Source organism: Oxalobacteraceae bacterium OTU3CAMAD1, from assembly GCA_024123915.1.
Taxonomy (GTDB): domain Bacteria; phylum Pseudomonadota; class Gammaproteobacteria; order Burkholderiales; family Burkholderiaceae_D; genus Rugamonas.
This window is the reverse complement of record CP099650.1, coordinates 3,816,616-3,840,771: the sequence shown is the minus strand read 5'-3', so window position 1 is coordinate 3,840,771 and position 24,156 is coordinate 3,816,616. Positions and strand designations below refer to the sequence as shown.

General features: G+C 65.3%; 21 protein-coding genes. 6 read left to right on the top strand and 15 right to left on the bottom strand.

The annotated features are described in order from the left end of the window. Window positions 1–51 precede the first annotated feature (51 nt). Window positions 52–2,265 carry a TonB-dependent siderophore receptor gene (locus tag NHH88_16690; GenBank protein USX11358.1) on the top strand — a complete coding sequence of 738 codons (2,214 nt, stop codon included), beginning with the start codon at window positions 52–54 and terminating at the stop codon, window positions 2,263–2,265. Window positions 2,266–2,294: 29 nt separating this feature from the next. On the opposite strand, the gene NHH88_16685 is transcribed toward NHH88_16690, so the two are convergent. Continuing rightward, the gene (locus NHH88_16685; protein USX11357.1) at window positions 2,295–3,065 is read right to left on the bottom strand and encodes an SDR family oxidoreductase; all 771 of its coding nucleotides are present in this window, start codon (window positions 3,063–3,065) and stop codon (window positions 2,295–2,297) included. A 101-nt stretch (window positions 3,066–3,166) separates the two neighbouring features. Here NHH88_16685 and NHH88_16680 point away from each other — a divergent pair, with 101 nt between their 5' ends. Further along, window positions 3,167–4,078: a LysR family transcriptional regulator gene (locus tag NHH88_16680; GenBank protein USX11356.1), complete on the top strand. Its 912-nt coding sequence runs from the start codon at window positions 3,167–3,169 to the stop codon at window positions 4,076–4,078. A gap of 62 nt (window positions 4,079–4,140) precedes the next feature. Here the strand turns inward: NHH88_16680 and NHH88_16675 are convergent, their stop codons facing one another. Beyond that, window positions 4,141–4,983 carry a lipid-binding SYLF domain-containing protein gene (locus tag NHH88_16675; GenBank protein ID USX11355.1) on the bottom strand — a complete coding sequence of 281 codons (843 nt, stop codon included), beginning with the start codon at window positions 4,981–4,983 and terminating at the stop codon, window positions 4,141–4,143. Between the two features lie 264 nt (window positions 4,984–5,247). Here NHH88_16675 and NHH88_16670 point away from each other — a divergent pair, with 264 nt between their 5' ends. Next, the gene (locus NHH88_16670; GenBank protein ID USX11354.1) at window positions 5,248–5,805 is read left to right on the top strand and encodes an ankyrin repeat domain-containing protein; all 558 of its coding nucleotides are present in this window, start codon (window positions 5,248–5,250) and stop codon (window positions 5,803–5,805) included. 10 nt (window positions 5,806–5,815) lie between these two features. Here NHH88_16670 and NHH88_16665 read toward each other — a convergent pair whose 3' ends face one another. The 3 genes from NHH88_16665 to NHH88_16655 all read right to left on the bottom strand — a co-directional run bounded on the left by NHH88_16665 (window position 5,816) and on the right by NHH88_16655 (window position 10,080). Further along, window positions 5,816–7,306 carry an alanine:cation symporter family protein gene (locus tag NHH88_16665; GenBank protein ID USX11353.1) on the bottom strand — a complete coding sequence of 497 codons (1,491 nt, stop codon included), beginning with the start codon at window positions 7,304–7,306 and terminating at the stop codon, window positions 5,816–5,818. 150 nt (window positions 7,307–7,456) lie between these two features. Further along, on the bottom strand, window positions 7,457–8,812 hold the full coding sequence (locus NHH88_16660; GenBank protein USX11352.1) for a 3-oxoacyl-ACP reductase: 1,356 nt from the start codon (window positions 8,810–8,812) through the stop codon (window positions 7,457–7,459). A gap of 59 nt (window positions 8,813–8,871) precedes the next feature. Next, the gene (locus NHH88_16655; protein ID USX11351.1) at window positions 8,872–10,080 is read right to left on the bottom strand and encodes an NnrS family protein; all 1,209 of its coding nucleotides are present in this window, start codon (window positions 10,078–10,080) and stop codon (window positions 8,872–8,874) included. A 196-nt stretch (window positions 10,081–10,276) separates the two neighbouring features. Between NHH88_16655 and NHH88_16650 the strand changes: the two genes are divergently transcribed. Continuing rightward, window positions 10,277–10,558: a heavy-metal-associated domain-containing protein gene (locus NHH88_16650; GenBank protein ID USX11350.1), complete on the top strand. Its 282-nt coding sequence runs from the start codon at window positions 10,277–10,279 to the stop codon at window positions 10,556–10,558. Window positions 10,559–10,684: 126 nt separating this feature from the next. Here NHH88_16650 and NHH88_16645 read toward each other — a convergent pair whose 3' ends face one another. The 9 genes from NHH88_16645 to NHH88_16605 form a co-directional block, all read right to left on the bottom strand. Next, window positions 10,685–11,356 carry a response regulator gene (locus tag NHH88_16645; protein USX11349.1) on the bottom strand — a complete coding sequence of 224 codons (672 nt, stop codon included), beginning with the start codon at window positions 11,354–11,356 and terminating at the stop codon, window positions 10,685–10,687. A gap of 22 nt (window positions 11,357–11,378) precedes the next feature. Next, window positions 11,379–13,340, bottom strand: coding sequence for a type IV pili methyl-accepting chemotaxis transducer N-terminal domain-containing protein (locus NHH88_16640; protein USX11348.1), 1,962 nt, complete (start codon window positions 13,338–13,340; stop codon window positions 11,379–11,381). A 100-nt stretch (window positions 13,341–13,440) separates the two neighbouring features. Beyond that, a complete protein-coding gene (gene moaA / locus NHH88_16635; protein ID USX11347.1) occupies window positions 13,441–14,415 on the bottom strand; it encodes a GTP 3',8-cyclase MoaA in 975 nt (324 codons plus the stop codon). A gap of 110 nt (window positions 14,416–14,525) precedes the next feature. Then, the gene (locus tag NHH88_16630) at window positions 14,526–15,272 is read right to left on the bottom strand and encodes a peptidylprolyl isomerase (protein USX11346.1); all 747 of its coding nucleotides are present in this window, start codon (window positions 15,270–15,272) and stop codon (window positions 14,526–14,528) included. A gap of 12 nt (window positions 15,273–15,284) precedes the next feature. After that, window positions 15,285–15,968, bottom strand: coding sequence for a respiratory nitrate reductase subunit gamma (gene narI / locus NHH88_16625; protein USX11345.1), 684 nt, complete (start codon window positions 15,966–15,968; stop codon window positions 15,285–15,287). A gap of 11 nt (window positions 15,969–15,979) precedes the next feature. Continuing rightward, window positions 15,980–16,663 (bottom strand): nitrate reductase molybdenum cofactor assembly chaperone, encoded by a 684-nt coding sequence (gene narJ, locus NHH88_16620; protein ID USX11344.1) that lies wholly within the window; start codon window positions 16,661–16,663, stop codon window positions 15,980–15,982. Continuing rightward, window positions 16,656–18,212: a nitrate reductase subunit beta gene (gene narH / locus NHH88_16615; GenBank protein USX11343.1), complete on the bottom strand. Its 1,557-nt coding sequence runs from the start codon at window positions 18,210–18,212 to the stop codon at window positions 16,656–16,658. The genes narJ and narH overlap by 8 nt, the downstream gene beginning before the upstream one ends. Then, window positions 18,209–21,916 (bottom strand): nitrate reductase subunit alpha, encoded by a 3,708-nt coding sequence (locus tag NHH88_16610; GenBank protein USX11342.1) that lies wholly within the window; start codon window positions 21,914–21,916, stop codon window positions 18,209–18,211. The genes narH and NHH88_16610 overlap by 4 nt, the downstream gene beginning before the upstream one ends. Window positions 21,917–22,094: 178 nt before the next feature. After that, the gene (locus NHH88_16605; GenBank protein USX11341.1) at window positions 22,095–22,439 is read right to left on the bottom strand and encodes a nitrous oxide reductase accessory protein NosL; all 345 of its coding nucleotides are present in this window, start codon (window positions 22,437–22,439) and stop codon (window positions 22,095–22,097) included. Between the two features lie 336 nt (window positions 22,440–22,775). Between NHH88_16605 and NHH88_16600 the strand changes: the two genes are divergently transcribed. Next, window positions 22,776–23,153, top strand: coding sequence for a hypothetical protein (locus NHH88_16600; GenBank protein USX11340.1), 378 nt, complete (start codon window positions 22,776–22,778; stop codon window positions 23,151–23,153). A gap of 10 nt (window positions 23,154–23,163) precedes the next feature. Beyond that, entirely contained in the window at window positions 23,164–23,376 is a 213-nt protein-coding gene (locus NHH88_16595) for a DUF3079 domain-containing protein (GenBank protein ID USX11339.1), read from the top strand. Between the two features lie 107 nt (window positions 23,377–23,483). On the opposite strand, the gene NHH88_16590 is transcribed toward NHH88_16595, so the two are convergent. Next, complete coding sequence (locus NHH88_16590) at window positions 23,484–24,155, bottom strand: carbonic anhydrase (protein USX11338.1); 672 nt, start codon at window positions 24,153–24,155, stop codon at window positions 23,484–23,486. Window position 24,156 lies beyond the last annotated feature (1 nt).

The window sequence follows — 24,156 nt, the reverse complement described above, 5'->3', positions numbered from 1 at the left end:
AGTTCGCAAGGATTATATGATAATGAGAACTTGTTATCAATAAGGACCATCGTGAAACTTCACAAGCTGACCTGCGCCGTACTGTGCCTTTACCCACCTTTCGGCGTCGGAGCCGATGCCGCAGCGGCAGCCGATACCGGGGAAGCCGCCGCCCCGGTGGCCGTGGTGGTGGTTGACGGCGCGCGCGCCACGCATGCCGACGGCGCGGCGCTGGGCAGCCGGCTGGATTTGAGCCTGAGCGAAACGCCGGCCGCCGTCGAACTCATATCGCGCGATTTGATCGAAGCGCGCGGCGCCCGCAATCTGGACGAGGCGGTGCGCGGCGCGGTCGGCGTCACGCAAGGCGGCAATCCCAGCTCGCCGTCGCAAACATCCTCGCGCGGCTTCAGCGCCGGCTTCGTCAGCTACCTGTACGACGGCAGCCGCGTGGCCGTGCCGACCATGAGTGCGCGCACCCAGGACAGCTGGAACATCGACCATATCGAAGTGCTCAAAGGCCCGGCGTCGCTGATGGCCGGCGACGGCGCCATCGGCGGCGCGATCAATTTCGTCACCAAGCGGGCCGACCGCGCCAATCCGATGAGCGAAGCGATGCTCTCGTTCGGCAGCTTCCGGACCTGGCGCATGGGCGTCGGCACCAACCAGGCGTTCGGCGACGCCAGCGCGGTACGCCTCGACTACAGCCGCCAGAAGTCCGACGGCTATATCGACCGCAACCGGCAGCGCTACGACAGCGTGTCCGTGGCCACCACCACCGCGCTGGCATCGGACCTGGTGCTCGACCTGAGCCTGGATGTGCTGGACGACGATGTCCTGCCCTACCAGGGCACGCCGCTGGTGCCGCGCGCTTTCGCCGCCGATCCGGCCGGCGTCGCGGTGGACGGCACGGGCGCCGTCATCGACCGCCGGCTGGCGTCCACAAACTACAACGTCGCCGACGCGGCCATGGACGCGCGCAGCACCTGGGCGCGCGCCAAATTGAGCTGGCGGCTGTCCCCGGAATGGAAGCTGACCAACGAGGCGTCCTACTACACGGCCAAGCGCAACTGGCGCAACGCCGAGAGCCATGCCTTCCGCGCACCCCGGCAGATCGTCCGCGACCTGGTGGGCGTCACCCACGACCATCAGGTGCTCGGCAACCGCTTGGACGTCAGCTACGGCGGCGCCGTCGGCGGCATGAAGCACCGCTTCGCCGCCGGCCTCGAGTACACCAGGACCCGGTTCGACGCCGGACGCACGTTCTCCAACGGTTCGGCGGCCGCCGAAGCGCTGCTTGCGGTCGACGCGCTCGACCCGGCCGTCGGCAACTACGCCGACTTCAACGCCAATCCGGCGCTGTACGCCGGCGCCGGCAACCGCACCCGCTTCGGCACCCGCATTCCAACCCTGGCCATATATGCGGAAGACGCGCTGTGGCTCAGCGACAAATGGACGCTGGTGGCCGGCGTGCGCCAGGACCGCGTCAAGCTCCAGCGCGACAACATCGACTTCAACACAGGCGCCACCGCCTCCTATGCGCAAACGTACTCGCCGCGCTCGGCGCGCATCGGCCTTGTCTACGCGCTCAGCGGCAATACCTCGCTGTATGCGCAGCGCACCAATGCCTCCGCCCCGGTCGGCTCGGGCAACCTGCTGCTGCTCAGCGCCGCCAATGCCGCCTTCGCGCTGTCCAAAGGCACGCAGAGCGAGATCGGACTTAAACAAACTTTGTTGAACGGCAGCGCCGATCTGACCCTGGCGGCGTATTCGATTGATCTGGACAACATCCTGACGCGCGATGCCGCCACGCCCACGTTGACCGTCAACAACGGCAAGCAGTCATCCAAGGGCGTGGAACTGGCGGCGGGATGGCGGCCGACGCGCCGGCTCGCGGTCAGCGGCAATATCTCCCTGCTGCATGCGCAGTTCGACCAGTTGATGGAAGCGGGCAACGTCTCGCGCGCCGGCAACGTGCCGCCCAACGTCGCCAGGGAAATGGCCAACCTGTGGACCGATTACACGCTCGAGGCGGCGCCGCTCAGGCTGGGGATGGGTCTCAACTATACGGGAGACCGTTACACCAACACGGCCAACACGGTGTTGATGCGCGGCTTCACCACAGCCGACGCCTACGCCAGCTGGCGCCTGCCGCGCGGCGAGTTGACCTTACGCGTGCGCAACCTAGGCGACAAGCTGTACGCCAGCTGGAGCGGCGCCAACGCCAATCGCCAGGTCATCCTGGGCGCGCCGCGCAGCGCCGATTTGACCTATCACGTCAAGTTCTAGTCCGGTTCGAAGGCGTCGCGGCGCCCGTGTCACGGCATCGCGGTGATGGTATAGCCGCCGTCGACCAGCACAGTCTGGCCGGTCACGAAACGCGCCTCGTCGCTCGCCAGCCATACCGCGACATCGCCCACGTCCGCTGATTCGCCCACGCGGCGCAGCGGCGTGGCGGCGGCAAAAGTCGCGCTCAGATCGTCGTTGCCACCCAGCCGGTCGAACATCGGCGTCGCGATGATGCCCGGCAGGACGGTGTTGACACGGATGCCTTGCGGCCCCAGCTCGACCGCCAGCGCCCGCGTCATGGCCAGCAGCGCCCCCTTGCTGGCGGCATAGGCGGACGACCCGCCCACCGAACGGTCGGCCAGCCATGACGAAGTATTGACGATGGCCCCGCCCCGCTCCTTCATGGCAGCCGCCTGATACTTGATCGACAGCCAGACGCCCTTGAGGTTGATGCCGACGACATGGTCGAAATCCGCCTCCGACAACTCGCCGATCGGGGCGAACTTGCCTTCGATGCCGGCATTGTTGAACGCCGCGTCCAGCCGTCCGAACTCGGCGGTGACACGCGCCACCATCGCCTCCACCTCTCCGGCGACGGCGACATCGCAGCGGATCGCCAGCGCCCGGCCGCCGGCCGCGCCGATCTGGCGCACAGTCTCGTCCAGTTCGGCCACCCTGCGGCCGGCGACGGCAACCATCGCGCCCTCGCGTCCATAGGCCAGCGCGGCGGCGCGGCCGATGCCGCTGCCGCCACCGGTGACCAGCACGGCGCGTCCCGCAAATCGTTGAGCAATTGTCATTGTCTATCCTTGGTTGAGATGATGCGAACAAGTATAGACAGCGCGATTGTTGTTGATAAGCCGTGCTATATTCACTAATCTGATGAGCCACAGCCACCAATATGCGCGCCAATGATTTCGCCGAACTGAGCAGTTTTGTCGCCGTTGCCGAGGCACGCAGCTTCCGCAAGGCCGCCGCCGCCCTGAACCTGACACCCTCGACACTGAGCCACTCGCTGCGCGCGCTGGAGCAACGCCTCGGCGTGCGGTTGCTGAACCGCACCACCCGCTCCGTCTCCGTCACCGAGGCCGGCCAGGCCCTGCTGGACCAGGTGGCGCCGGCGTTCTCGCGCATCACCAGCGCCATCGAGGACGTCAACAGCTTCCGCGACCGGCCGCAAGGCACCGTGCGCATCAACTCCTCGCTACTGGGCGCGAAGATGGCGCTGGCGCCGCATCTGGGCGGCTTCGCGGCGGCCTACCCGGACGTCACGCTGGAGGTGGCGGTCAACGACGGCTTCGTCGATATCGCGCGCGACGGCTACGACGCCGGCATCCGCCTGGGCGAAAGCGTGGAACAGGATATGAGCGCGGTGCGCGTGACGCCGGATCTGCGGCTGGCCATCGTCGCCTCGCCCGGCTACCTCGCGCGCCATGCGGCACCGCTGACGCCGCACCAGTTGACCGGGCACAATTGCATCGGCTACCGCGAGATCGCCGGCGGCAACCTGTGCCGCTGGGAGTTCGAAAAAGACGGACGGCCGCTGACGGCGCAGGTGTCGGGCTCCATGATCCTCGGCACGCCGGAACTCATGGTCGATGCGGCCCTGGCCGGCGTGGGCTTGGCCAGCGCCATCGACACCACCGTCACCGAACACCTGGCGGCCGGGCGGCTGGTGCGGGTGCTGGAGGACTGGTGCGCGCCCTTCCCCGGGTTCAACCTGTACTTCTCGTCACGGCGGCAAACGCCGGGGGCGCTGCGGGCACTGATCGACTTCATCCGCCTACCCGGCCACAACCCGCCCCAAGCTTGACCCGGCACAGCACCGGCTCGCCTGACGTCTTGCGCCTCATGGCAGCGCGGACGCACCCGGCATCAACGGGTGATGGTCGCCGCCTGACCCAGCGCCTGCTGCAGCGGCTCGGACTGCGGATTGCTGACGGTGCCCGCCGCGATCTCCCTTGGCGACAAGGTCCGGCCGTAATAGGCATTGGTCAGGCTTTGGTTGAAGCGGATATCATTGATCCCCACCGCCGCCACGTCGCCGAACAGGCCCTTGGTGCCGCTCCACGCCACGACATCGCCGGTGCCCGCCGTTCCCTGAGCCAGCCGGCTCCAGTTCAGCACGGTGAGGCCGGCATCGGCGCTCAGGGCAAGATTGTTCTTCTTCATGAACTCATTGACCGCCTTCTCATTATTGAGAACCAGCGCCATCGGTCCGCCTTCGGCGCCGGCCTGTAGCCCGACCGTCAAGCCGCCGAGATCGTAGAACGCCGGCCCGCTCCAACCTCCGTCGGAGCGTTTGAGCAGCAGCAGGCCCGCCCCGCCATGGGCGCCGACGCCCAGTGCCGCCCTACCATACGACGGCACAATCAATACGCCTTTTGCCTGTTGCAGCAATTGCTTCATGCGCGGCTCCGCTTCCAGCTGGCGCACCACGGACAGGGCGTCGCTGACGCGTTGCGATGCGCGTTGGGCGGGCTTGGCGCCGAGACTGGTCGCGTCGCTTTGTCCGCTGCGGGCGCTGTCACCGTTCTGGCCGCCCGTGCCGGCCGAGCCACTCGTGCCACCCTGCCCGCTCGATCCGGTTTGTCCGCTTTGTCCGCTGGCGCCACTTTGGCCGCTCTGCCCGCCTCCGGACTGGGCCACCGCCGCGCCGGACATCAACATCGCGACTATCGCTGCAAGCGCCCTCGCCTGCTTCTTACGTTCGATCATCATATCTTCCCCCTTTGTGCGCTCCATACAATGTCGTACGCAGGTGCGTACCCAATTGATGCTAGCGCCGGAGGTCCGGCAACGCCTTTGATCTCACACAAAGTGTGCGGAAAAACCGGTCATCATGTGATGGAACACAAGAGGATCCTGTCTTGAGTCTGCTATGCGCGCGACCCTGCGTTGCGCGTGCGACAGCGTACATCGCTTAAAATTGAACAGAGGCATACTTATCGTTATCCCGAAATAACTTCATGAAGGCGAGACATGGCAGAGAATGAAAAGGCGGCATCGCCCACCCCGGCGATGGACGCGGAAACCCTGGAATTCATACGCGGCGTGTTTACGCTGGTGCGCGCCGGCGAAGCGGAACGCCTGGCAGGCATGGTGGCCAAGGGCTTGCCCGTCAGCTTCCGCAACGAAAAGGGCGACAGCCTGATCATGCTGGCCTGCTATCACGGCCACCTGGACACGGCGCGCGTGCTGCTCGAAGCCGGCGCCGATCCGAACGTGCCGAACGATCAGGGACAGACCCCGCTGGCGGGCGTCGCCTACAAAGGCTACCTGGACATCGCCGAACTGCTGCTGGCGCACGGCGCCGATATCGAAGGCGCCAGCCCGGACGGCAAAACGCCGCTGATGATGGCGGCCATGTTCAACCGCACCGACATCCTCAATCTGTTCATCGAGCGCGGCGCGGCCGTCGACGCCGTCGACAGCCGGGGCATGACCGCAAGCTCACTGGCGGCGACGATGGGTGCTAAGGATACCGCCGCCCGCCTGGCCGAGTTGGCAAGCGGGCCAAGCGCCGCCACCAGCGCCTGAGGGCGTCAGTCTATTTCCGCGCGGCGGCGCGCTTTTCCCAGAACGTCGCGTTCTTGATGCCCAGCTTGAGCGGATCGAACGTGATCGGTCCGCCCGCTTTCAACTGCGCCTCGTAGTCGCGCAGGCAAACCATCGTCGGCCGGGACACGAAGAAGATCACCAGGATGCCGACGATGTTAATCCACGCCATGATGCCGACGCCGATATCGCCCAGGTTCCAGATGTAACCGGCGCTGTTGATCGTACCGAAGGCAACCATCACCATGATCAGCAGTTTGACGACCACCAAGGGCATGCCGCGCTTGAAGTATTGGTTCAGGTAGGCGACGTTGGTCTCGGCGATATAGTAATAGGCGACGATGGTAGTGAACGCGAAGAAGAACAGTGCCAGCGCGACGAACGCCGGGCCGAAGCCGCCAAAGGCGCTCTGCAAGGCCATCTGGGTGAACGCGGCCGAGCCGATCTCGGTCGTGGCAGGTAGGTTTTGCACGATGAACTGGCCCGCCGGCAAGGTGCCCTGGATATTGTACTGGCCCGTGATGAGCACCATGAACGCGGTGGCCGTGCACACGAACAAGGTATCGACGTAGATCGAAAACGCCTGCACCAGCCCCTGCTGCGACGGATGTTCGGTTTCGGCCGCCGCCGCCGCGTGGGTGCCGGTGCCTTGGCCCGCCTCGTTGGAATAGACGCCGCGCTTGACGCCCCAGCCGATGGCCGCGCCAAATCCCGCTTGCGCGGTGAATGCGTCCGAGAAAATCAGCGTCAACACGCCGGGCAACTTGTCGATGTTCATGCCGATGACGACCAGTGCCAGGATGATGTAGCCGAGCGCCATGAACGGCACGACATACTCGGCGAAGTTGGCGATGCGCTTGATGCCGCCGAAAATGATGACCGCCAGGGTGGCCAGGATCACGACCAAACCGATCAGCTTATGCGTGCCGACGGTGCCCATGAAGGTCTCGACCATCGTGCCGTCGCCGAAAATCTGTGTGACCGCGTTGCCAACCGCGTTCGCCTGCACGCCGGGCAGGAAGATGCCGCAGGCGATCACCGCCGAGACGGCGAACAGCCCGCCCAGCCACGGCCAGCCGAGGCAGCGCTCGAAGAAGAACGCGGAACCGCCGCGATACTGGCCGTTTTCCTCGACCTTGTACAACTGGCCCAGCGTCGACTCCGCATACGCGGTGCTGGCGCCGAGGAAGGCGACCACCCACATCCAGAAAATCGCACCGGGACCGCCGAAGCCGATCGCGGCGGCGACGCCGGCGATGTTGCCCACGCCAACCCGACCGGACAACGACACGGCCAAGGCCTGGAAGGACGAAATCCCGGTTCCCCCATGGCGCGGCTTAAACAATAGACGCAGCATTTCCTTGACGTGCCTGACCTGGGCAAAACGGGTCTGAATCGAATAAAACAGACCGGCGCCCAGACACAAATAGATCAGCGCCGAACTCCAGACGATGTCGTTTAAACCACTGATAAAAGCTTCCATGCGACTTCCTTTCCTGAGAGACTGGAACGCATTCTGCTGCAATTTTTGCATAATCACAATAGATGCAGGCCCCGGGAGGGCATCCGCCGGGGCTTGGAACATCGACAACAGGAAGTCAACGGCAACGTTGCCGGGCTGCCGACAGGCGCCTCACGCCCCGATCAGGCCCTGCCCGCACACCCGCAGGGTCGCCCCGCTGATGCCGAACGCGGCCGGGGTGGCAAGGAAGGTCACCAGCTCGGCGACATCGCGCGGCTGCCCGCTCTGTTTCACGGAATTGAGGCGCCGGCCGATCTCCCGCACGACCATGGGCATAGCGTCGGTCATGGGCGTATCGATAAAGCCCGGCGCCACGGCGTTGATGCAGATTCCGCGCGGCGCCAGCAACGGCGCCTGGGCCGCCACATAGCCGATCAACGCGGCCTTGGACGCGGCGTAGTTGGTCTGCCCGAAATTGCCCGCGACGCCGCTGACCGAGGACAGGCAAACAATCCGGCCGTCGCCGCGCAGCACCCCACGCTCCAGGAAGCGCTGGTCGACAGCGATCACGGCGGCCAGGTTGACCTGCACCACCAGATCCCAAAGATGTTCCTGCATATTGGCCAGCGTGCGGTCGCGCGTGATGCCCGCATTGTGGACCACGATGTCGACACCGCCGAAGCGTTCGAGCAAGAAGTCGGCGAGACGCCCGGGGGTGTCCGGCGCTGCGATATCGGCGAGGAAGGGAACGGCGGCGAACCGCTCGCACGCCTTGTGCAGCTCGTCCGCCGCGCCCGGCATGTCGAGCGCGACGACGGTGGCGCCCTCCTGCGCCAGCCGCTCCACCACGGCCAGGCCGATGCCCCGGGCAGCGCCGGTGACCAGCGCGACCTTGCCGGACAAGGCCTGCGTCGACGGCATGCCAGTGGGTGCGGCCACGCGGGAGGCCAGGTGGAACGCCTGGCCGGTCACATAGGTGGTGCGGGCGCCGCAAAAGAACCGCAGCGGACCGTCAAGGCGGTCGAGCGCGTCGCCGGCCACATAGCCGAGATTGACCGTAATACCTTTTGCGCCGAGTTCCTTCGCCAGCGAGCGCACAAATCCTTCCACACCACGGGCAACGGCGGCGGCAACCGGCGTGGCCGCCTCGCCGGGATCGGCCGCGAGTATCAGCACCCGGCCATTCCGGGCCAGCCGCCGCACGACGGGATGCAAGCCGTCATACAACGCCCGGTAATCCTGCGGCGTCGCGCAACCGGTCGCGTCCATCGCGACGACATCGAGCGGCACGGCACCGGCGGGCGGCGTGTCCGACGCCGCCGCGCCGGCGCGCGCGAAAGCCGCCGCCATCGCCTCGGCCGCATAACCGCCGGCGGTACGGCACAACAAAACACGCTTGCCGTCAAAGGGGCGTTCCTCGTACGGACCCGCCTCCCGCGACAGCGGCACGGGATTCGGCAGGCCGATGGCCTTGGCGATGGCGCCGGTGAGCGGGTTGCCGTTCAAGCGCATTAACAAGTCAGACATGTGTTTCTCTTCGTTGCGGGTAACCCAGTATTATGCCCGCATCGGCGGCTGGCGCCGTTCTAGCCCGGCTTGCCGTCCAACCGCGCATGGGTCAGATACGGCCGGTAGACGAACGCGTACAGTCCGAATGCGACCGCCCAGCAGGCGGCGCTGGCAAGCAGCAATGCGCCGCCCGCGTTGTCCCAGCCCAGCGCCGACAGCACGCGCGACAAGGCGCTGAGCTGGATCAGCACGAACATGGCACGCTCGGCGCGGCCCGCCTTGAGCGGACGTCCGGTGTGGCCCAGGGTTGTGCGCGTCATCATGCCCAGGATCAGTCCCGCCATCGATCCGACGGCCAGCGCGTGGAAGCCGGCGCTGGCGCTCACCAGTTGCCAGCTCGCCAGCGCAAGCAGCACGAAACCGACCGCGATCCACGCGTACGACAGGTGCATGATCCACAGCAGCGGCACCGACAAGGTGCGCAAGGCCTGCCAGCGCCACAGGCGCAGCAGCACCAGCGCGGCAGCGGCCAGCGCCAGCGGCGAGAACAGCCAGGCCGGCGCCAGCGCCAGCCACGCCAGCGCCGAAGCCGCCAACAGGCCGAGCGAGATACGGTCGAGCTTGGGTTGCACCAGCGGCGTCGTTCCCGGCGCGCCGTTGCGGGTGAACATGGGAATGATGCGCGTGCCGATGGCCGTCTCCATGATGACGATGACCAGGATCGCCGCCTCCACCGGCAGCACCGGGGTCAGTGCCAACCAGCCCAGCGAGATGGCGTGGAACACGCCGTTGGCCATCGCCATCAGGCCCAGCAAGACGACCAGGAAGTAATTGCGCTTGTTGCCGGACTGGCGCATCACACGCCACAACGGCCAGGCGGCCAGCGGCAGGAATAGCCAATCGATAACGGCGGCCGCCAGTGGCGGCGCCAGCAGCATCGCCACCCGGCCCAGCAGCCACAGCATCACCAGCGCGGCCAGCTTGCCGCGCACCGGCGTCCACAGGCCCGTCCAGTTGAACGCCGCCGTGTAAAGAAACCCCACCACCACGGCGGCGGCCATGCCGAACACCATCTCATGCATATGCCAGGCGAAACCGACATGCAGCAGGCTGGCGAGGTCGCCCCTTATCCAGCCGAAATACTGCGCCATCCACAATGGGATGGACAGTGCCGCGAACAGCGCCGCGCCGAGGTAGAAGGGACGGAAGCCCAGCCGCCATATGGGATGGCCGGTGTGCCAGGCGCCCGCTCGGGTCGCGGGTTCTTCGATATGGAGCAAGGTCATGATCGTCATCCTTAAGAGTTCCGACACATTGTCTGCGCGGTGTCAGTGGCTGTGAAGCCCAGCGCCCGATTCGCATAACTTAGATCAAGGAAATCGGAAATACCAGCCGCGATCGGCTCGGAAGCATCGACCGCCGCTGCGCTTTCGCTTAGCCTGTAGGGGTTGTTTCAATCAATAGACCACGAGAGGAAATGCGATGCACACCACAGTACTGAAAATTGACGCCATGGATGGCGAAGCCTGCGCCGACAAGGTTGCCCGGATTCTCAATGACACCGACGGCGTCAGCGAAGTGAGCGTGTCGCTGCGCGACGGCATGGCCATCATGCGCGTCGACGAGACGCTAACGTCGCCACACCTGCTCACGCGCGCCCTGGCGCTGGCCGGTTATCCGTCGTATCCGAACGGCGGCGCGCCGGAGCCAGCCGTCGCTGCAAAACCCAACGCCGGGGGCTGCTGCGGTGGTTGCTGCGGCTAATGCCGATGTTACCAAATTCGTAGGGCGGATTAGGCGGAACGCCGTAATCGGCCATCCATGAGCCGTCGGGACGCATACATGGCCGATTACGCTTCGCTAATCCGCCCTACAGGATCAGGCGGCGCTTCAGCCGCCGCCCTGCATGCGGTGCTCGACGGCGTAAACCGCCGCCTGCACGCGGCTGCTGAGCTTGAGCTTTTTCAGCACGTTCTGGACATGGATCTTGACCGTGCTTTCCGCCAGTTCCAGATTGCGGGCGATGCTCTTGTTGCTCTCGCCGCGCGCCAGGCAATCGAGGATCTCCCGCTCGCGCGGCGTTAGCTTGTCGAGCTCGGAAGCCACCGGCGCCGCCGCCCCGCTTTGCAACTGCGCCACCAGCTTGGCCGTCATCGCCTCGGCCACCACGGTCTCGCCGGCGGCGGCGCGGCGGATCGCGCGGGTCAGATAGTCGGTGTCGATATTCTTGAGCAGATAGCCGCTGGCGCCCGCCTTGAGCGCCACGCTCAGGTCCTCGGCATCCTCGGACACGGTCAGCATGACGATGGCGGTATCGGGGCAATCCTGGCGCATCAGTTGCAGCGTTTCCACACCCGACATGCCCGGCATGTTCAGGTCGAGCAGCACCACCTGCGGCTGCAACTGCAGCGCGCGCTTGATGCCCTCGAAGCCGTCGGCGGCCTCGCCCACCACGTTGAACTCCGGATGGCGCTGGAGCAGCGAGCGTATGCCGCTGCGGAACAAGGTGTGGTCGTCGACCAGCAGCACGCTGATGGGGTTGGAATCCGGGTTCGTTTGCATGGGTGTGGCCTCTCTTGAATGATTACGCCGCGCGCCGCTGGGCGCGGCCCAGGTGCACGCGCACCTCGGTGCCGGCGCCGGGGGCGGACTCGACGTCCAGCCGGGCGTCGATGCGCTGCGCGCGTTCGCGCATGATAGTGATGCCGACGTGGGCGCCGCCCTTGGCGTCGAGTCCCTTGGGATCGAAACCGTGGCCGTCGTCGCGGATGCTCAGGTCGAAATCCTCGCCGTCGGTGAGCGCGATGCGCACCTGGCGCGCCGACGCGTGCTTGCGCACGTTCGACAGCGCCTCCTGCACGATGAACAGCAGTTGCAGCTGGTGCTCGCGCGGGAACGGCGCGCCGTCGCTGTCGGCGGCAAAATCGACGGCGATGCCGCTCTGGCGGCGGAACTTGTCGACCACCGTTTCCAGCGACGTCACCAGGTTGCCTTCCTGCAGACGGGTGCGGAAGTTGTGCAGCAGCTCGCGCACGTCCTGGTAGCTCTCCTCGACGCCCGCGCGCAGGGCCGGGACGATGCCCTCGATCTCGTCGACGCGACCGACCTTGAGCGACTGCTCCAGCATCTGCACTTGCAGGTTCAGGAAGTTCAAGCCCTGGGCGATGCTGTCGTGCAGCCCCTGCGCGACCAGGTTGCGTTCTTCGGAAATGGCCAGTTCACGGTCGCGTCCCTGCAGGCGCTGGTTCTCGATGGCCGTGCCCAGCAGTTGGCCCAGGGTCTCCAGCAAGGCCGTCTGCGCCGCGCTGAACACGGTCGTCCTACGGAAATGCAGGTTGAAAAAGCCCAGGTGCTGGCGCTGCGCGAAGATATGGAAGATCGAGATCGTGGCAAAGCCCTCGCGGTGGCACTGCAAGGTGTGGCCCCGATCCATGCGGCGCAGGTCGTGAATCACCGCCAGCTTGCTGACCACGGCCTCGCCGCACAGGCACTCGCCCACTTTGAGGCAGCGCTCGGTCTCGACCAGCTTCTCGGAAATGCCATGGTGCACCAGCATGTGCAGGTTGCCCTGGTTCGGATCGAGGACGCGCACCGAACCGCCGTCGGCCTTGAAATAGTCGCTGATGCGCGTCAGGAAGCCTTCGCACATCGCCTCGGCCGATTGCGGCTGCTGCAGGAAGGCGGCGCTGTCGTACAACAGCGCCAGTTCGCGGTTCTGCTGCTCCAGCTCGGAGGTCTTGGTGTGCACCCGCTCCTCGAGGTTGGCGTAGGAATCCTTCAGCTTGTCGGCCATCTGGTTGAAGCCGTTCGCCAGCGCGCCGAATTCGTCGCTGCCGTCGACCGGCAGGCGCACGCTGAAGTCCTGCTCGCGCATGCGCTCCATGCCGCCCTGCAAGCGCGTCACCGGCGCCACGATCATGTCGAACAGCAGGTAGATGATGCTCACCGTGCCCACCAGCGCCAAGGCCAGCAGCAACAGTTGCGAGGCACGCAGCCAGAACGTGCGACCCTCGCTGTCGCGCTCGATATGCTGGACCAATTGGTCGACGCGGTGCACGAAACGCTCGCCGAGCTGCTGTTGCAGCGCGAGGACCTCGGCCGGCGGCGTCGGGTAGCGGGCCAGCAAGGCGCCGGTGCGCGGTGCCAGCTCGGTGCGCCACTGTTGACGCACCTCGGCGAACACGCGCTGGATGACGTCGGTCGACGGCAGGATCAACGGACGCTGAGGGTCGCCGTGCTCCAGCAGCGCCAGCGTGGCGTCGATGCGCTTCATCTGCGCGCCCACCAGGCTGGCGGCGGCCGGATCGGTGCGGCCGGCGGGCGTGTCCAGCTGGCCGGCCAGCATCGCCAGCCGGTAGCTGTCCATGCGCAGGCTGCCGGCGACGTTGATTGCGGCAGCGCTGCCCTCCAGCTGCCAGGACAGCAACAGTGTCGAACCGATCACGAGCAACGCCACCGCCAGGAAACCCAGCAGCAGGCCGACGATGCGGGTCGACAGTTTTTGCCAGCCGGCGAACAGCGCGGTTTTCAGCACAGGCGTCAGCACGGCGGCGAACGCCGGAAAGATGGGGCGGGATGCGGCATCGACGACTCCGTTAATCGGTTAATCAGTTACAAGGGGGAAGTATAACTGGCGGCAGAGGCCGTCAGCCACCGGTTTGCGACATGAAGCGCACGATCTTCTCCGGCTGGCGGCCGAAGTCGTGCTCCTGCGGCTTCAGTTCGATGGCCTCGCGGATCGCCTGCTCCAGTTCGGCGTCGGTGGCGCCGCCCCGCAGCAGCGGCCGCAGCGGGAATTGCTGTTCCTGGCCCAGGCACAGGTACAGGGTGCCGTCGACCGACAGGCGCACCCGGTTGCAGGTGGCGCAGAAATGCTGGGACAGCGGCGTGATGTAGCCGATGCTGGCGCTGCCGTCTTCGGTGCTCCAGTAGCGCGCCGGTCCGCCGCCCAGCTCCAGCGCCTGCGGCCGCAGTCCAAACTTCTCCGCCAGCCGCGCCTGCACCGGCGCCAGATTCATGTAAGCGGTGTTCTGGCCGGTCTCGCCCATCGGCATGACCTCGATCAGGCGCAGCATGAAGCTTTGTTCTATACAAAAGCTTGCCATCGCGTCGATCTCGGCCTCGTTGACGCCACGCATGGCAACCATGTTGATCTTGACGGGCGCCAGGCCGGCGGCCTTGGCCGCCTGCAAGCCTTCCAGCACGGCCGGCAGGCAGTCGCGGCCGGTGATGCCGGCCATGCAATCGCGGTCCAGGGTATCCAGGCTGACGTTGACGCGCGTGACGCCGGCGGCCTTCAATGCTTCGGCGTGGCGGGCCAGGCGCGTACCGTTGGTCGACAGCGACAGGTCGCGCACGCCGGGCAAGGCCGACAGGCGCGCGGCCAGTTGGGGGATGTGGCGCCGGGTGAGCGGCTCGCCGCCGGTCAGGCGCACGCGCGAGGTGCCCAGGCGCGCGAAGGCGGCGACGACGCGTTCGATCTCGTCGAAACTGAGCCAGTCGGGCGGGTCTTCGTAGCCTTTGAAGTCCTTGGGCATGCAATACGTGCAGCGCAAGTCGCAGCGGTCGGTGACCGATACCCGCAGATAGTCGATCGATCGACCAAACCGGTCGCTTAACATCGTCGCTCTCCTGTTGTATGGTGTGAGGCCATTGTAGCGGCCGCCGGTGCGCTTGGCACTGGGCATGAGGGGCTAGGTGGGATAGTTCTTTGTGACTAGCCCGCCTGTTGTTACTGCACCAACGGCGAGCTGGCCCCCTCCAGGTCGACACCCTCGATGCCGGCCTTGCCGACCAGGATATGCATATACTGGTGCAGCGCCCGTTGCCAGGACTGCCGCTGCAACTCGTCGGCGATCTGCGCCCGCACGGTCTCGAACGGAATCAACTTGCCGTCGATGCGGCGCTGCGCCTGCACGATGTGCAAGCCAAAGCGCGTCTCCAGCAGACGCCCCGCCAGCTCGCCCTGCCGCAGGCGGAACAGCAACTCGTCGAACTCCGGCACGCACTGCCCGCGCGCCAGCTGCCCCAGGCTGCCGCCGACCGCGCCCGACGGACAGTTCGAATACTGCCGCGCCAGCTCGTCGAAACGCTCCGGCCGCGCCTGCAGCTCGGCCAGGATCAGCTCGGCCGTCTGGCGCAGCAGCTCCAGCGGCGCCGCCGGCGTCACCTGGAACAGGATGTGGCGCGCCTCGACCAGGTCGCCACTGCGGTAACGCTCCGGCTGGCTCTGGTAAAAGCGCAGGCAGGCCGCGTCGTCCGCCTTCGGCACCGTCACCTCGCGCACGAACAGCGCCTCGATGCGGTCGTCGTCGCTGTCGCCCTCGACGCCAAGCCGGCGCGCCTCCTGCAACAGCACCTGGCGCAGCACCACTTCATGCACCGCCTCGCGCAGCGGGTTGTCCGCGCCCTGGTGGTGGCCGATTTCCGCCTCGATGGCGCTGTCGTCGATGTCGACGCCGTTGACTGCGATACCCATATCGTTCTCCTCTTAGCGCGAACGCACCAGTTGATAGGCGCGGCCCAGGTAGCCGAGCGCGCCGAAACCGCTCCACACGTGCACCAGGCGGGTGAACGGGAAGATCACGAACAGCGACATGCCCATGAACAGGTGCAGCTTGAACACCAGCGGCGCGTCGACGATGAAGCCGGCGGCGTCGCCCCGGAAGGTGACGATGTGCTGCGCCCAGCTCATCAACAGCACCATCATGTGGCCGTCCATATGGCCGGCCGAGGCGAAGATCGACGACAGCCCCAGCAGCAAGGTCGCAAGCAGCCACAACAGCACCAGCTTGTCCTTGAACGTGGTGCGGGCGCGCACGCGGTCGCTGCTGAAACGGCGTGCCAACAGCATCAACAGGCCGACCAGGCACAGCGTGCCCATGACGCCGCCGGCAATCATCGCCACCAGTTGCTTGGCGCCGTGGGTCACGCCCAAGGTGTCCCACACCCAGACCGGCGTCAGCAGACCGGCGGCGTGGCCGAAGAACAGGCCAAGCACGCCGACGTGGAACAGCGGACTGCCCAGCCGCAGCATGCCGGTGTTGAGCGTCTGGCTGGATTCGGACTTCCAGCTGTATTGCTCGCGGTCGAAGCGGATCAGGCTGCCCAAAAAGAAGATCGCCAGCGCGAGGTAGGGATAGATTCCAAACAAAAATTGATGCAGGTAGTTCATGGCGCTCTCCTTCAGTGACGCTGCGGCGCTGCCGCCTTGGGATAGAAATTGACCGGCTGGACGCCGCCCGGCAGCTGCATGTGCGGCTTGAGCAGCGGCTCGACGCCGTCGGCGCCGGGGCCGAAGGTTTCCAGTGCCTCGTCCATGTCGTGCACCGGCGGCTCGGCCAGTTCCTCGGCCTGTACCGGCGTGAGCGTCTGCAACAGATCGAACACGCAGGCGTACGGGCTGCCGTTGGCGCGCAGCTTGCGGCCGATATAGGCCAGCACGTGGATGGCGTCGCCCAGCAGACGCTCGGCCTCGTCCTTGTCCTGCTGCGACAGGAATTCGAGGAACAGCGGCACGTAGTCCGGCAGGTCGTCGCCGACCATTTGCAGGCCGTGCTTGCTGTACTCGGCCAACAGATCGACCATGGCCTGGCCCCGGTCGCGCGACTCGCCGTGGATGTGCTCGAACAAGTGCAGCGAATGCGACGGATTGCGGTCGAACGTCATCACGTATTGCTGCTGCAGGTCGATCAGGCGCTCGCCGCCCAGGTGGGCGAACAGCGGTGCAAGCTGCACGTGCCACTGCGGCAGCGTTTCCAGCAGCAGCTGGTTGAGCTGCGCCTGCTCGGCCAGCAATTCAGGCTCCGGATACTGTAGCAGCGCCGACAGCACCTGATAGCCATGCGCGTGGAGTTGGATATCAGACATCGACGTTCTCCTTCTTTTTCCGTGATTTCGGCATCGACATGAAGATCTCCGAGCCATGCTTGCGTTTGCCAAACAGGCTGGCGTCGCTGACGCCATCCGAACAACCGTTGCCGAAGCTAAAGCCGCAGCTGCCCTTCTCGTTGAAGCTGTCCTCGGCCATTTCCTTGTGGCTGCTTGGGATGACGAAGCGGTCCTCGTAGTTGGCGATGGCCATGATGTGGTACATATCCTCCACCACCTCCGGCTCCAGCCCGACCTGCTTGAGCACCTCCAGGTCCGGCACGCCCAGCACGCTCTTGCTGCGCATATAGGCGCGCATCGCCAGCATGCGGTCCAGCGCCTTGATCACCGGCGGCTGGTCGCCCGCCGTCAGCAGGTTGGCCAGGTACTGCACGGGAATGCGCAGGCTGGCGGTGTCCGGCAGGATGCCGTTCTTGCCCATGCGACCCGACTCGGCGGCGGCCTGGATCGGCGACAGCGGCGGGATGTACCACACCATCGGCAAGGTGCGGTATTCCGGATGCAGCGGGAACGCCACCTTCCACTCGACCGCCATCTTGTACACCGGCGAGCGCTTGGCCGATCCCAGCCAGGAGTCGGGAATGCCCTGGCGGCGCGCCTCTTCGATGATGGCCGGATCGTGCGGATCAAGGAACAGACCCAGCTGCGACGGATACAGGTCGCGCGGATCGGCCACCGAGGCCGCCGCTTCGATCTTGTCAGCGTCGTACAGCAGTACGCCGAGGTAGCGGATGCGGCCGACGCAGGTCTCGGAGCACACCGTCGGCTGGCCCGCTTCGATGCGCGGATAGCAGAAGGTGCACTTCTCGGCCTTGCCCGACGACCAGTTGTAGTAAATCTTCTTGTACGGGCATCCGGAGATGCACATGCGCCAGCCACGGCACTTGTCCTGGTCGATCAGCACGATGCCGTCGTCCTCGCGCTTGTACACCGAGCCCGACGGGCAAGAGGCGACGCAAGTCGGGTTCAGGCAATGCTCGCACAGACGCGGCAGGTACATCATGAAAGTGTTCTCGAAGGTGCCGTACATCTCCTTCTGCATGTTGTTGAACAAGGTGTCCTGGCTGCGCTGGGCGAATTCGCCGCCCAGGTCGTCCTCCCAATTCGGACCCCACTCGATCTTGTCCATCTTCTTGCCGGTGATGACGGAGATCGGACGGGCGGTCGGCGGCGTCTCCGACAGCGGCGCGTTCTGCAGGCGCTCGTAGTCGTAGGTGAACGGCTCGTAGTACTCGTCGATCTGCGGCAGGTTCGGATTGGCGAAGATCTGGGCCAGGATCTTCAAACGGCTGCCCTGGCGCGGCTCGATCTTGCCGGCGTCGGTGCGGCGCCAGCCGCCGTTCCACTTGTCCTGGTTTTCCCAATGCTTCGGATAGCCGATGCCGGGCTTGGTTTCGACGTTGTTGAACCACGCGTACTCGACGCCGTCGCGGCTGGTCCAGACGTTCTTACACGTGACCGAGCAAGTGTGGCAGCCGATGCACTTGTCCAGGTTCAGCACCATGCCGATTTGCGCTCTGATTTTCATACCATGCTCCCTTGTTCTTCTTTCAGCGGGCCTTCCAGCCAGTCGATCTTGTTCATCTTGCGGACCAACACGAATTCATCGCGGTTCGAGCCGACGGTGCCGTAGTAGTTGAAGCCCCACGACAGTTGGGCGTAGCCGCCGATCATGTGGGTCGGCTTGGTCACCGCCCGCGTCACCGAGTTGTGGATGCCGCCGCGCTTGCCCGACTGCTCCGAACCCGGCACGTTGACGATCTTTTCCTGTGCGTGGTACATCAAGGTCATCCCTTCCGGCACGCGCTGGCTGACGATGGCGCGGGCGGTCAGGGTGCCGTTGACGTTGAACACCTCGATCCAGTCGTTGTCGACGATGCCGGCTTCCTTCGCGTCGGTCTCCGACAGCCACACGTGCGGACCGCCACGGGACAGGGTCAGCATGCGCAGGTTGTCCGAATAGGTCGAGTGGATGCCCCATTTCTGGTGCGGCGTGATGAAGTTCAGCGCGATTTCCTTGTTCCCGTTCGGCACCGCGCCCAGCATCTGCGTGGTGGTCTTGGTGTTGATCGCCGGCTTGTACACGCACAGCCCCTCGCCAAAATCCCGCATCCAGCGGTGATCCTGGTAGAACTGCTGGCGGCCGGTCAAGGTGCGCCATGGGATCAGTTCGTGCACGTTGGTGTAGCAGGCGTTGTAGCTGACCTCTTCCGACTCCAGCCCCGACCAGGTCGGCGAGGAGATGATCTTGCGCGGCTGGGCCTGCACGTCGCGGAAGCGGATCGTGTCATGCTCGCGCGGCAGCGCCAGATGCGTGTGGTCGCGGCCGGTAATCTTGGACAGCGCGTCCCAGGCCTTGACGGCTACGTGGCCGTTGGTTTCGGGCGCCAGCGACAGGATCATCTCGGCGGCGTCGATCGCCGTATCCAGGCGCGGCTGGCCGTGCGCCACGCCGGGCGCCGTCACCGTGCGGTTGATGCCGCGCAGCACCTCGACTTCGTGGCCGGTTTTCCAGCCGATGCCCTTGCCGCCGTTGCCCAGTTTTTCCAGCAACGGGCCGATTGAGGTGAACTTCTGGTAAATCTGCGTGTAATCGCGCTCCACCACCGTAAAGTTCGGCATGGTCTTGCCGGGGATCGGCTCGCACTCGCCGGCGCGCCAGTCCTTCGGATCGAACGGCTGGCCCAGTTCGCCGGGGGTGTCGTGCATCAGCGGGGTCAGCACCAGATCCTGCTGGGTGCCGAGATAGGCGCCGCCGATTTCCTCGAACTTCTTGGCGATGCCCTTGTAGATCTCCCAGTCCGACTTCGACTGCCACAGCGGTTGCACGGCCTCCGACAGCGGGTGGATGAACGGGTGCATATCGGACGTGTTCAGGTCGTCCTTCTCGTACCAGGTGGCGGTCGGCAGCACGATGTCGCCGTACAGGCAGGTGGTCGACATGCGGAAGTCCAGCACCACCAGCAGATCGAGCTTGCCTTCGGCGGCGGGACGCACCTTGACGTCGCGCGGCTTGATGCAGTTGTTCTCATCGCTCATCAGCGCGTTCTGCGTGCCGAGCAGGTATTTCAGGAAGTACTCGTGGCCCTTGCCCGAGCTACCCAGGATATTCGAGCGCCAGACAAACATATTGCGCGGGAAGTTGGCCGGATTGTCCGGGTCGTCGCAGGAGAACTCGAGCTGCTTGTTCTTGATCTGGCCGACCGCGTAATCGATCGGGCTCACGCCGGCGGCGGCCGCAGCGCGGGTCACATCCAGTGGATTGGTTTGCAGCTGCGGCGCCGATGGCAGCCAGCCCATGCGCTCGGCCTTGGCGTTGTAGTCCAACAAGGTCATTGGCGCGACGTCGGGACCGGCCGTTGGCGACGAGATTTCCTCGGTGTGCAGCTTTTCATGGCGCCACTGGCTGGTGTGGTTGTAGAAGAACGAGGTGCCGTTCATCTGGCGCATCGGACGGTTCCAGTCCTGGGCGAACGCCAGCGGGGTCCAGCCGGTTTGCGGACGCAGCTTTTCCTGGCCCACGTAGTGCGCCCAGCCGCCGCCCGATTGGCCGACGCAGCCGCACATCATCAGCATGTTGATGATGCCGCGATAGGTCATGTCCATGTGATACCAGTGGTTCAGCGCGGCGCCGACGATGACCATGCTCTTGCCACGGGTCTGGTCGGCGTTCTGGGCGAACTGGCGCGCCACGGTGATCACGTCCTCGGCCTTCACGCCGGTGTGCTTGACCTGCCAGGCCGGCGTGTACGGGACGTCGTCGTCGTAGCTCATGGCGACGTTGCCGCCGCCCAGGCCACGGTCGATGCCGTAGTTGGCCAGGGTCAGGTCGAACACCGTAGCGACCAGCACGCTGCTGCCGTCGGCCAGGGTCAGGCGCTTGGCGGGGACGTTACGCATCAGCATGTCGCTGCTGTCCTTACCGCCGAAATAAGGGAAGCCGACGGCCACCACCTCGTCGCTGGTGCCCAGCAGGGACAGTTGCGGATCGACAAGGGCGTTGTTGCCGCCCTCCTTCATCTCCAGGTTCCATTTTCCGGCCTCGCCCCAGCGGAAGCCGATCGAACCGGCGGGTGCCACGATGCGGCCGCTGGTCTCGTCGATGACCAGGGTTTTCCAGTCGGGATTGTTCGTCTCGTCGAGGTTGTTGGCCAGGTGGGAGGCGCGCAGGAAGTATTCCGGCGCCAGGGTGCCGTTTTGTTCTTTCAGCAGCACCAGCATCGGGAAGTCGGTGTACTGCTTGGCGTACTCCTTGAAGTACTGCGACTGCTGCGCGGTGTGGTATTCGTTCAGGATCACGTGGCCCATGGCCATCGCCAGCGCGGCGTCGGTGCCCTGCTTCGGCGCAAGCCAGATATCGCCGAACTTGGCCATCTCGCCGAAGTCGGACGACACGGCCACCGTCTTGGTGCCCTTGTAGCGCACTTCGGTGTAGAAGTGGGCGTCGGGAGTGCGGGTCATCGGCACGTTCGAGCCCCACACCATCAGGTAGGTCGAGTTGTACCAGTCGGCCGATTCGGGCACGTCGGTTTGTTCGCCCCATACTTGCGGACTGGCCGGCGGCAAATCGCAGTACCAGTCGTAGAAGCTCAGCGCCACGCCGCCGATCAGAGACAGGTAGCGCGTGCCGGCGGCATAGCTAACCATCGACATGGCGGGAATCGGCGAGAAGCCGACGATACGGTCTGGGCCGTATTTCTTGATCGTCAGCGCGTTGGCGGCGGCGATCATCTCGTTGCTCTCGTCCCAGGTAGCGCGGACGAAGCCGCCCAGGCCGCGAATCGACTTGTAGCGGGCGGCGCGTTCGGGGTTTTGGCTGATGTAGTCCCAAGCGGTGACCGGGTCCATGGTCTTGCGCGCTTCGCGCCACATTTCCATCAGGCGCCCGCGCACCATCGGGTACTTGACGCGCTGGGCCGAGTACACGTACCAGGAATAGCTGGCGCCGCGCGGGCAGCCGCGTGGCTCGTGGTTCGGCAGGTCCGGGCGGGTGCGCGGATAGTCGGTTTGTTGGGTTTCCCAGGTGATCAGGCCGTTCTTCACGTACACCTTCCAGCTGCACGAGCCGGTACAGTTGACGCCATGGGTGGAGCGCACGATCTTGTCGTGCTGCCAACGCTGGCGGTAGGCGTTTTCCCAGGTACGGTCCTCGTGCACGACGGCGCCGTGGCCGTCGGAAAAAGTCGACGTGGTTTTATTGAAGAACTTCAGGCGATCCAGAAAGTGACTCATGCTGCCTCCTAACTTGCACCCGGCGGTTGCCAGGTATGCGGTCGCATGCGACATGCACGGACTCGACTATGGGACACAGTCTACGGAGCGCAACACGTGGTGTGAATCGGCAAGAAGGTGGCTGCGCGGTGGGAGAAGGAGTAGACGGTCTAGGCAGAAGTGACTAGTTGGTGGGCTATCACGCGCCGCAATCGCCCCGCGCGCACGCCCGCAGCAATTGGGCGTAACTGAGCACAGCCGCCCCGTCCAACGCGTACGCCAGCGCCACACCACCCTGCCCGCGCACATAATGCGCATCACGCGCGTCAACCCACTCTCCCTCGCTGGTCAGCACGTGCACCGCGCGGACCAAGCCCGGCTGCTCCAGCGCGCCCAGCTGCGCAAACATCGATTGCAAACCGCAATAGCGCAGCACCAGCCCGCTGTCATACCGTATCTGCGCCAGGATGGCGGTCTGCCCGAATGATGGCCGCGCCTGCGGTGCGTCACAGCGCGCGTCCGACGGCGGCGCCGGCGAACCCACATCCCCCGTTCCATATCCCTGAAATATTGCCGTAGTGACTAAGGCCACGCCGACAGCGACCACACCGGCGGCGCGGCGACTCAATTGTCTCGATCTCATGCTTCCCTCTCGTTCCGGCCACAGGCTGTGGCGCGCGAGCACATTGTCGAGTGACGGTCAGCTCCCGATCCATGATGTGCATCAAGCATTTCCCGCCGCCCCGCACGGCAAACGAACTAGGCGAACTAGTCATTCATGGCGATATCACGGCCCACGGCGCCCCTGTATAACGAAGGCTGAGGACCATCGGTCCGGGCCGCCATGTCGCGCGCGCCCTCCCCAACCCACGAGGAACCCATGAATATCGCCACTTTTGAAGAATTACTGATCGCCGCCGCCGTGCAGTCCCAACCGCAACGCCTGCTGATGACGTTCGCGGTCGCCGAGCCGGAGGAAGGCGCCGCCATGGGCCGCACGACGCTGGTGCCTGTCATGTGCGTCGACAAGCAAGTCGGCGAGCTGGACACCTTTGACAACCTGGCCGAGGAAGCCGGCCGCATGGGTCAGCCTTGGGATGTGGTGCTGGTGACCACGCTGTCCGGCCAGGGCGGCGTGCTGCCCGACCACAAGCAGACCGATGCGGCGTTGAACAAGATGCTCGCGGCGATCCAGAACGGCCAGATGGACCGGCTGCTGGCGTTCGACCGCAGCGGCGACCTGCTACGCCACGCGTAAGGCGGCCGCCATGGCCAAGATCTTTCCGCTGCATCCGGCCAGGCCGGAGTTGATTTGCTGGGGTTGCGACAAATATTGCGCCGCCAGCGACATGGTCTGCGGCAACGGCTCGGACCGCACGCAGCATCCGGTGGAGTTATTCGGCGAAGATTGGGATACGTTCGGATTGAACGCAAAGGACGACCCTCAGCCGGAGCCGAAAAAGTCCGATTCATCGGAGTGACACGTAGGGCGGATTAGGCGGAACGCCGTAATCCGCCAATCTACGAGCCGTCGAAACGCATGCATGGCGGATTACGCTACGCTAATCCGCCCTACGTGTCGCCGTTGTTACGCAGGCACCTCGTCCAGCGCGCGGCGGGCGGGCAACGGGCATACCAGCGGCAGGAATTGTTGTTGTCTGGCCGAATACGCCATCAACGCGCCGCTCTCCAAATCGAAGTACCAGCCGTGCAGCTTGAGCTTGCCTTCGTCGACGCGGCGCTTGAGCCAGGGATACGTGAGCAGATTGTCCAGCGACAGCAGTATGCTGGCCAGCTCGCACGCGTGGTGCTGCTCGGCGCTGTCACGGTGCCCCAGGTCGCGCCGCACCCGCGCGGCCACCGGTTCCGCAATGCGCATCCATTGGCCGACGAAGTCCGTCTCCCGCTCGGCTTTACGGGGCGCCATCAGCGCGCGGATGCCGCCGCAGCGGGCGTGGCCCAATACGATCACGCGCTCAACCTCCAGCTCGCAGACGGCGAATTCGATCGCCGAACTGACACCAGCCGACGCCGTCGGCGTGCACGGCGGCACGAGGTTGGCGATGTTGCGCACGACGAACATGTCGCCGGGGTCGCTGCCGGTCATCAGCACCGGATCGACCCGCGAGTCGCAGCAGCCTATCAGCAAGGTACCCGGACGCTGTCCAGCGCGCAGATTGTCGTACAAGGATTGGCTGTCGTTGAAATAGTGCTGTTGGAAGCGGCTGAAACCGCTAATGAATTTTTCGATGTCCTGCATG

What these genes read in the sequence shown, in the direction of transcription:
- NHH88_16685 (USX11357.1), bottom strand. Translation starts at nt 3,065, where the DNA reads ATGACAATTGCTCAACGATTTGCGGGACGCGCCGTGCTGGTCACCGGT.
- NHH88_16680 (USX11356.1), top strand. Translation starts at nt 3,167, where the DNA reads ATGCGCGCCAATGATTTCGCCGAACTGAGCAGTTTTGTCGCCGTTGCC.
- NHH88_16675 (USX11355.1), bottom strand. Translation starts at nt 4,983, where the DNA reads ATGATCGAACGTAAGAAGCAGGCGAGGGCGCTTGCAGCGATAGTCGCG.
- NHH88_16670 (USX11354.1), top strand. Translation starts at nt 5,248, where the DNA reads ATGGCAGAGAATGAAAAGGCGGCATCGCCCACCCCGGCGATGGACGCG.
- NHH88_16665 (USX11353.1), bottom strand. Translation starts at nt 7,306, where the DNA reads ATGGAAGCTTTTATCAGTGGTTTAAACGACATCGTCTGGAGTTCGGCG.
- NHH88_16660 (USX11352.1), bottom strand. Translation starts at nt 8,812, where the DNA reads ATGTCTGACTTGTTAATGCGCTTGAACGGCAACCCGCTCACCGGCGCC.
- NHH88_16655 (USX11351.1), bottom strand. Translation starts at nt 10,080, where the DNA reads ATGACCTTGCTCCATATCGAAGAACCCGCGACCCGAGCGGGCGCCTGG.
- NHH88_16650 (USX11350.1), top strand. Translation starts at nt 10,277, where the DNA reads ATGCACACCACAGTACTGAAAATTGACGCCATGGATGGCGAAGCCTGC.
- NHH88_16645 (USX11349.1), bottom strand. Translation starts at nt 11,356, where the DNA reads ATGCAAACGAACCCGGATTCCAACCCCATCAGCGTGCTGCTGGTCGAC.
- moaA (USX11347.1), bottom strand. Translation starts at nt 14,415, where the DNA reads ATGTTAAGCGACCGGTTTGGTCGATCGATCGACTATCTGCGGGTATCG.
- NHH88_16630 (USX11346.1), bottom strand. Translation starts at nt 15,272, where the DNA reads ATGGGTATCGCAGTCAACGGCGTCGACATCGACGACAGCGCCATCGAG.
- narI (USX11345.1), bottom strand. Translation starts at nt 15,968, where the DNA reads ATGAACTACCTGCATCAATTTTTGTTTGGAATCTATCCCTACCTCGCG.
- narJ (USX11344.1), bottom strand. Translation starts at nt 16,663, where the DNA reads ATGTCTGATATCCAACTCCACGCGCATGGCTATCAGGTGCTGTCGGCG.
- narH (USX11343.1), bottom strand. Translation starts at nt 18,212, where the DNA reads ATGAAAATCAGAGCGCAAATCGGCATGGTGCTGAACCTGGACAAGTGC.
- NHH88_16610 (USX11342.1), bottom strand. Translation starts at nt 21,916, where the DNA reads ATGAGTCACTTTCTGGATCGCCTGAAGTTCTTCAATAAAACCACGTCG.
- NHH88_16600 (USX11340.1), top strand. Translation starts at nt 22,776, where the DNA reads ATGAATATCGCCACTTTTGAAGAATTACTGATCGCCGCCGCCGTGCAG.
- NHH88_16595 (USX11339.1), top strand. Translation starts at nt 23,164, where the DNA reads ATGGCCAAGATCTTTCCGCTGCATCCGGCCAGGCCGGAGTTGATTTGC.
- NHH88_16590 (USX11338.1), bottom strand. Translation starts at nt 24,155, where the DNA reads ATGCAGGACATCGAAAAATTCATTAGCGGTTTCAGCCGCTTCCAACAG.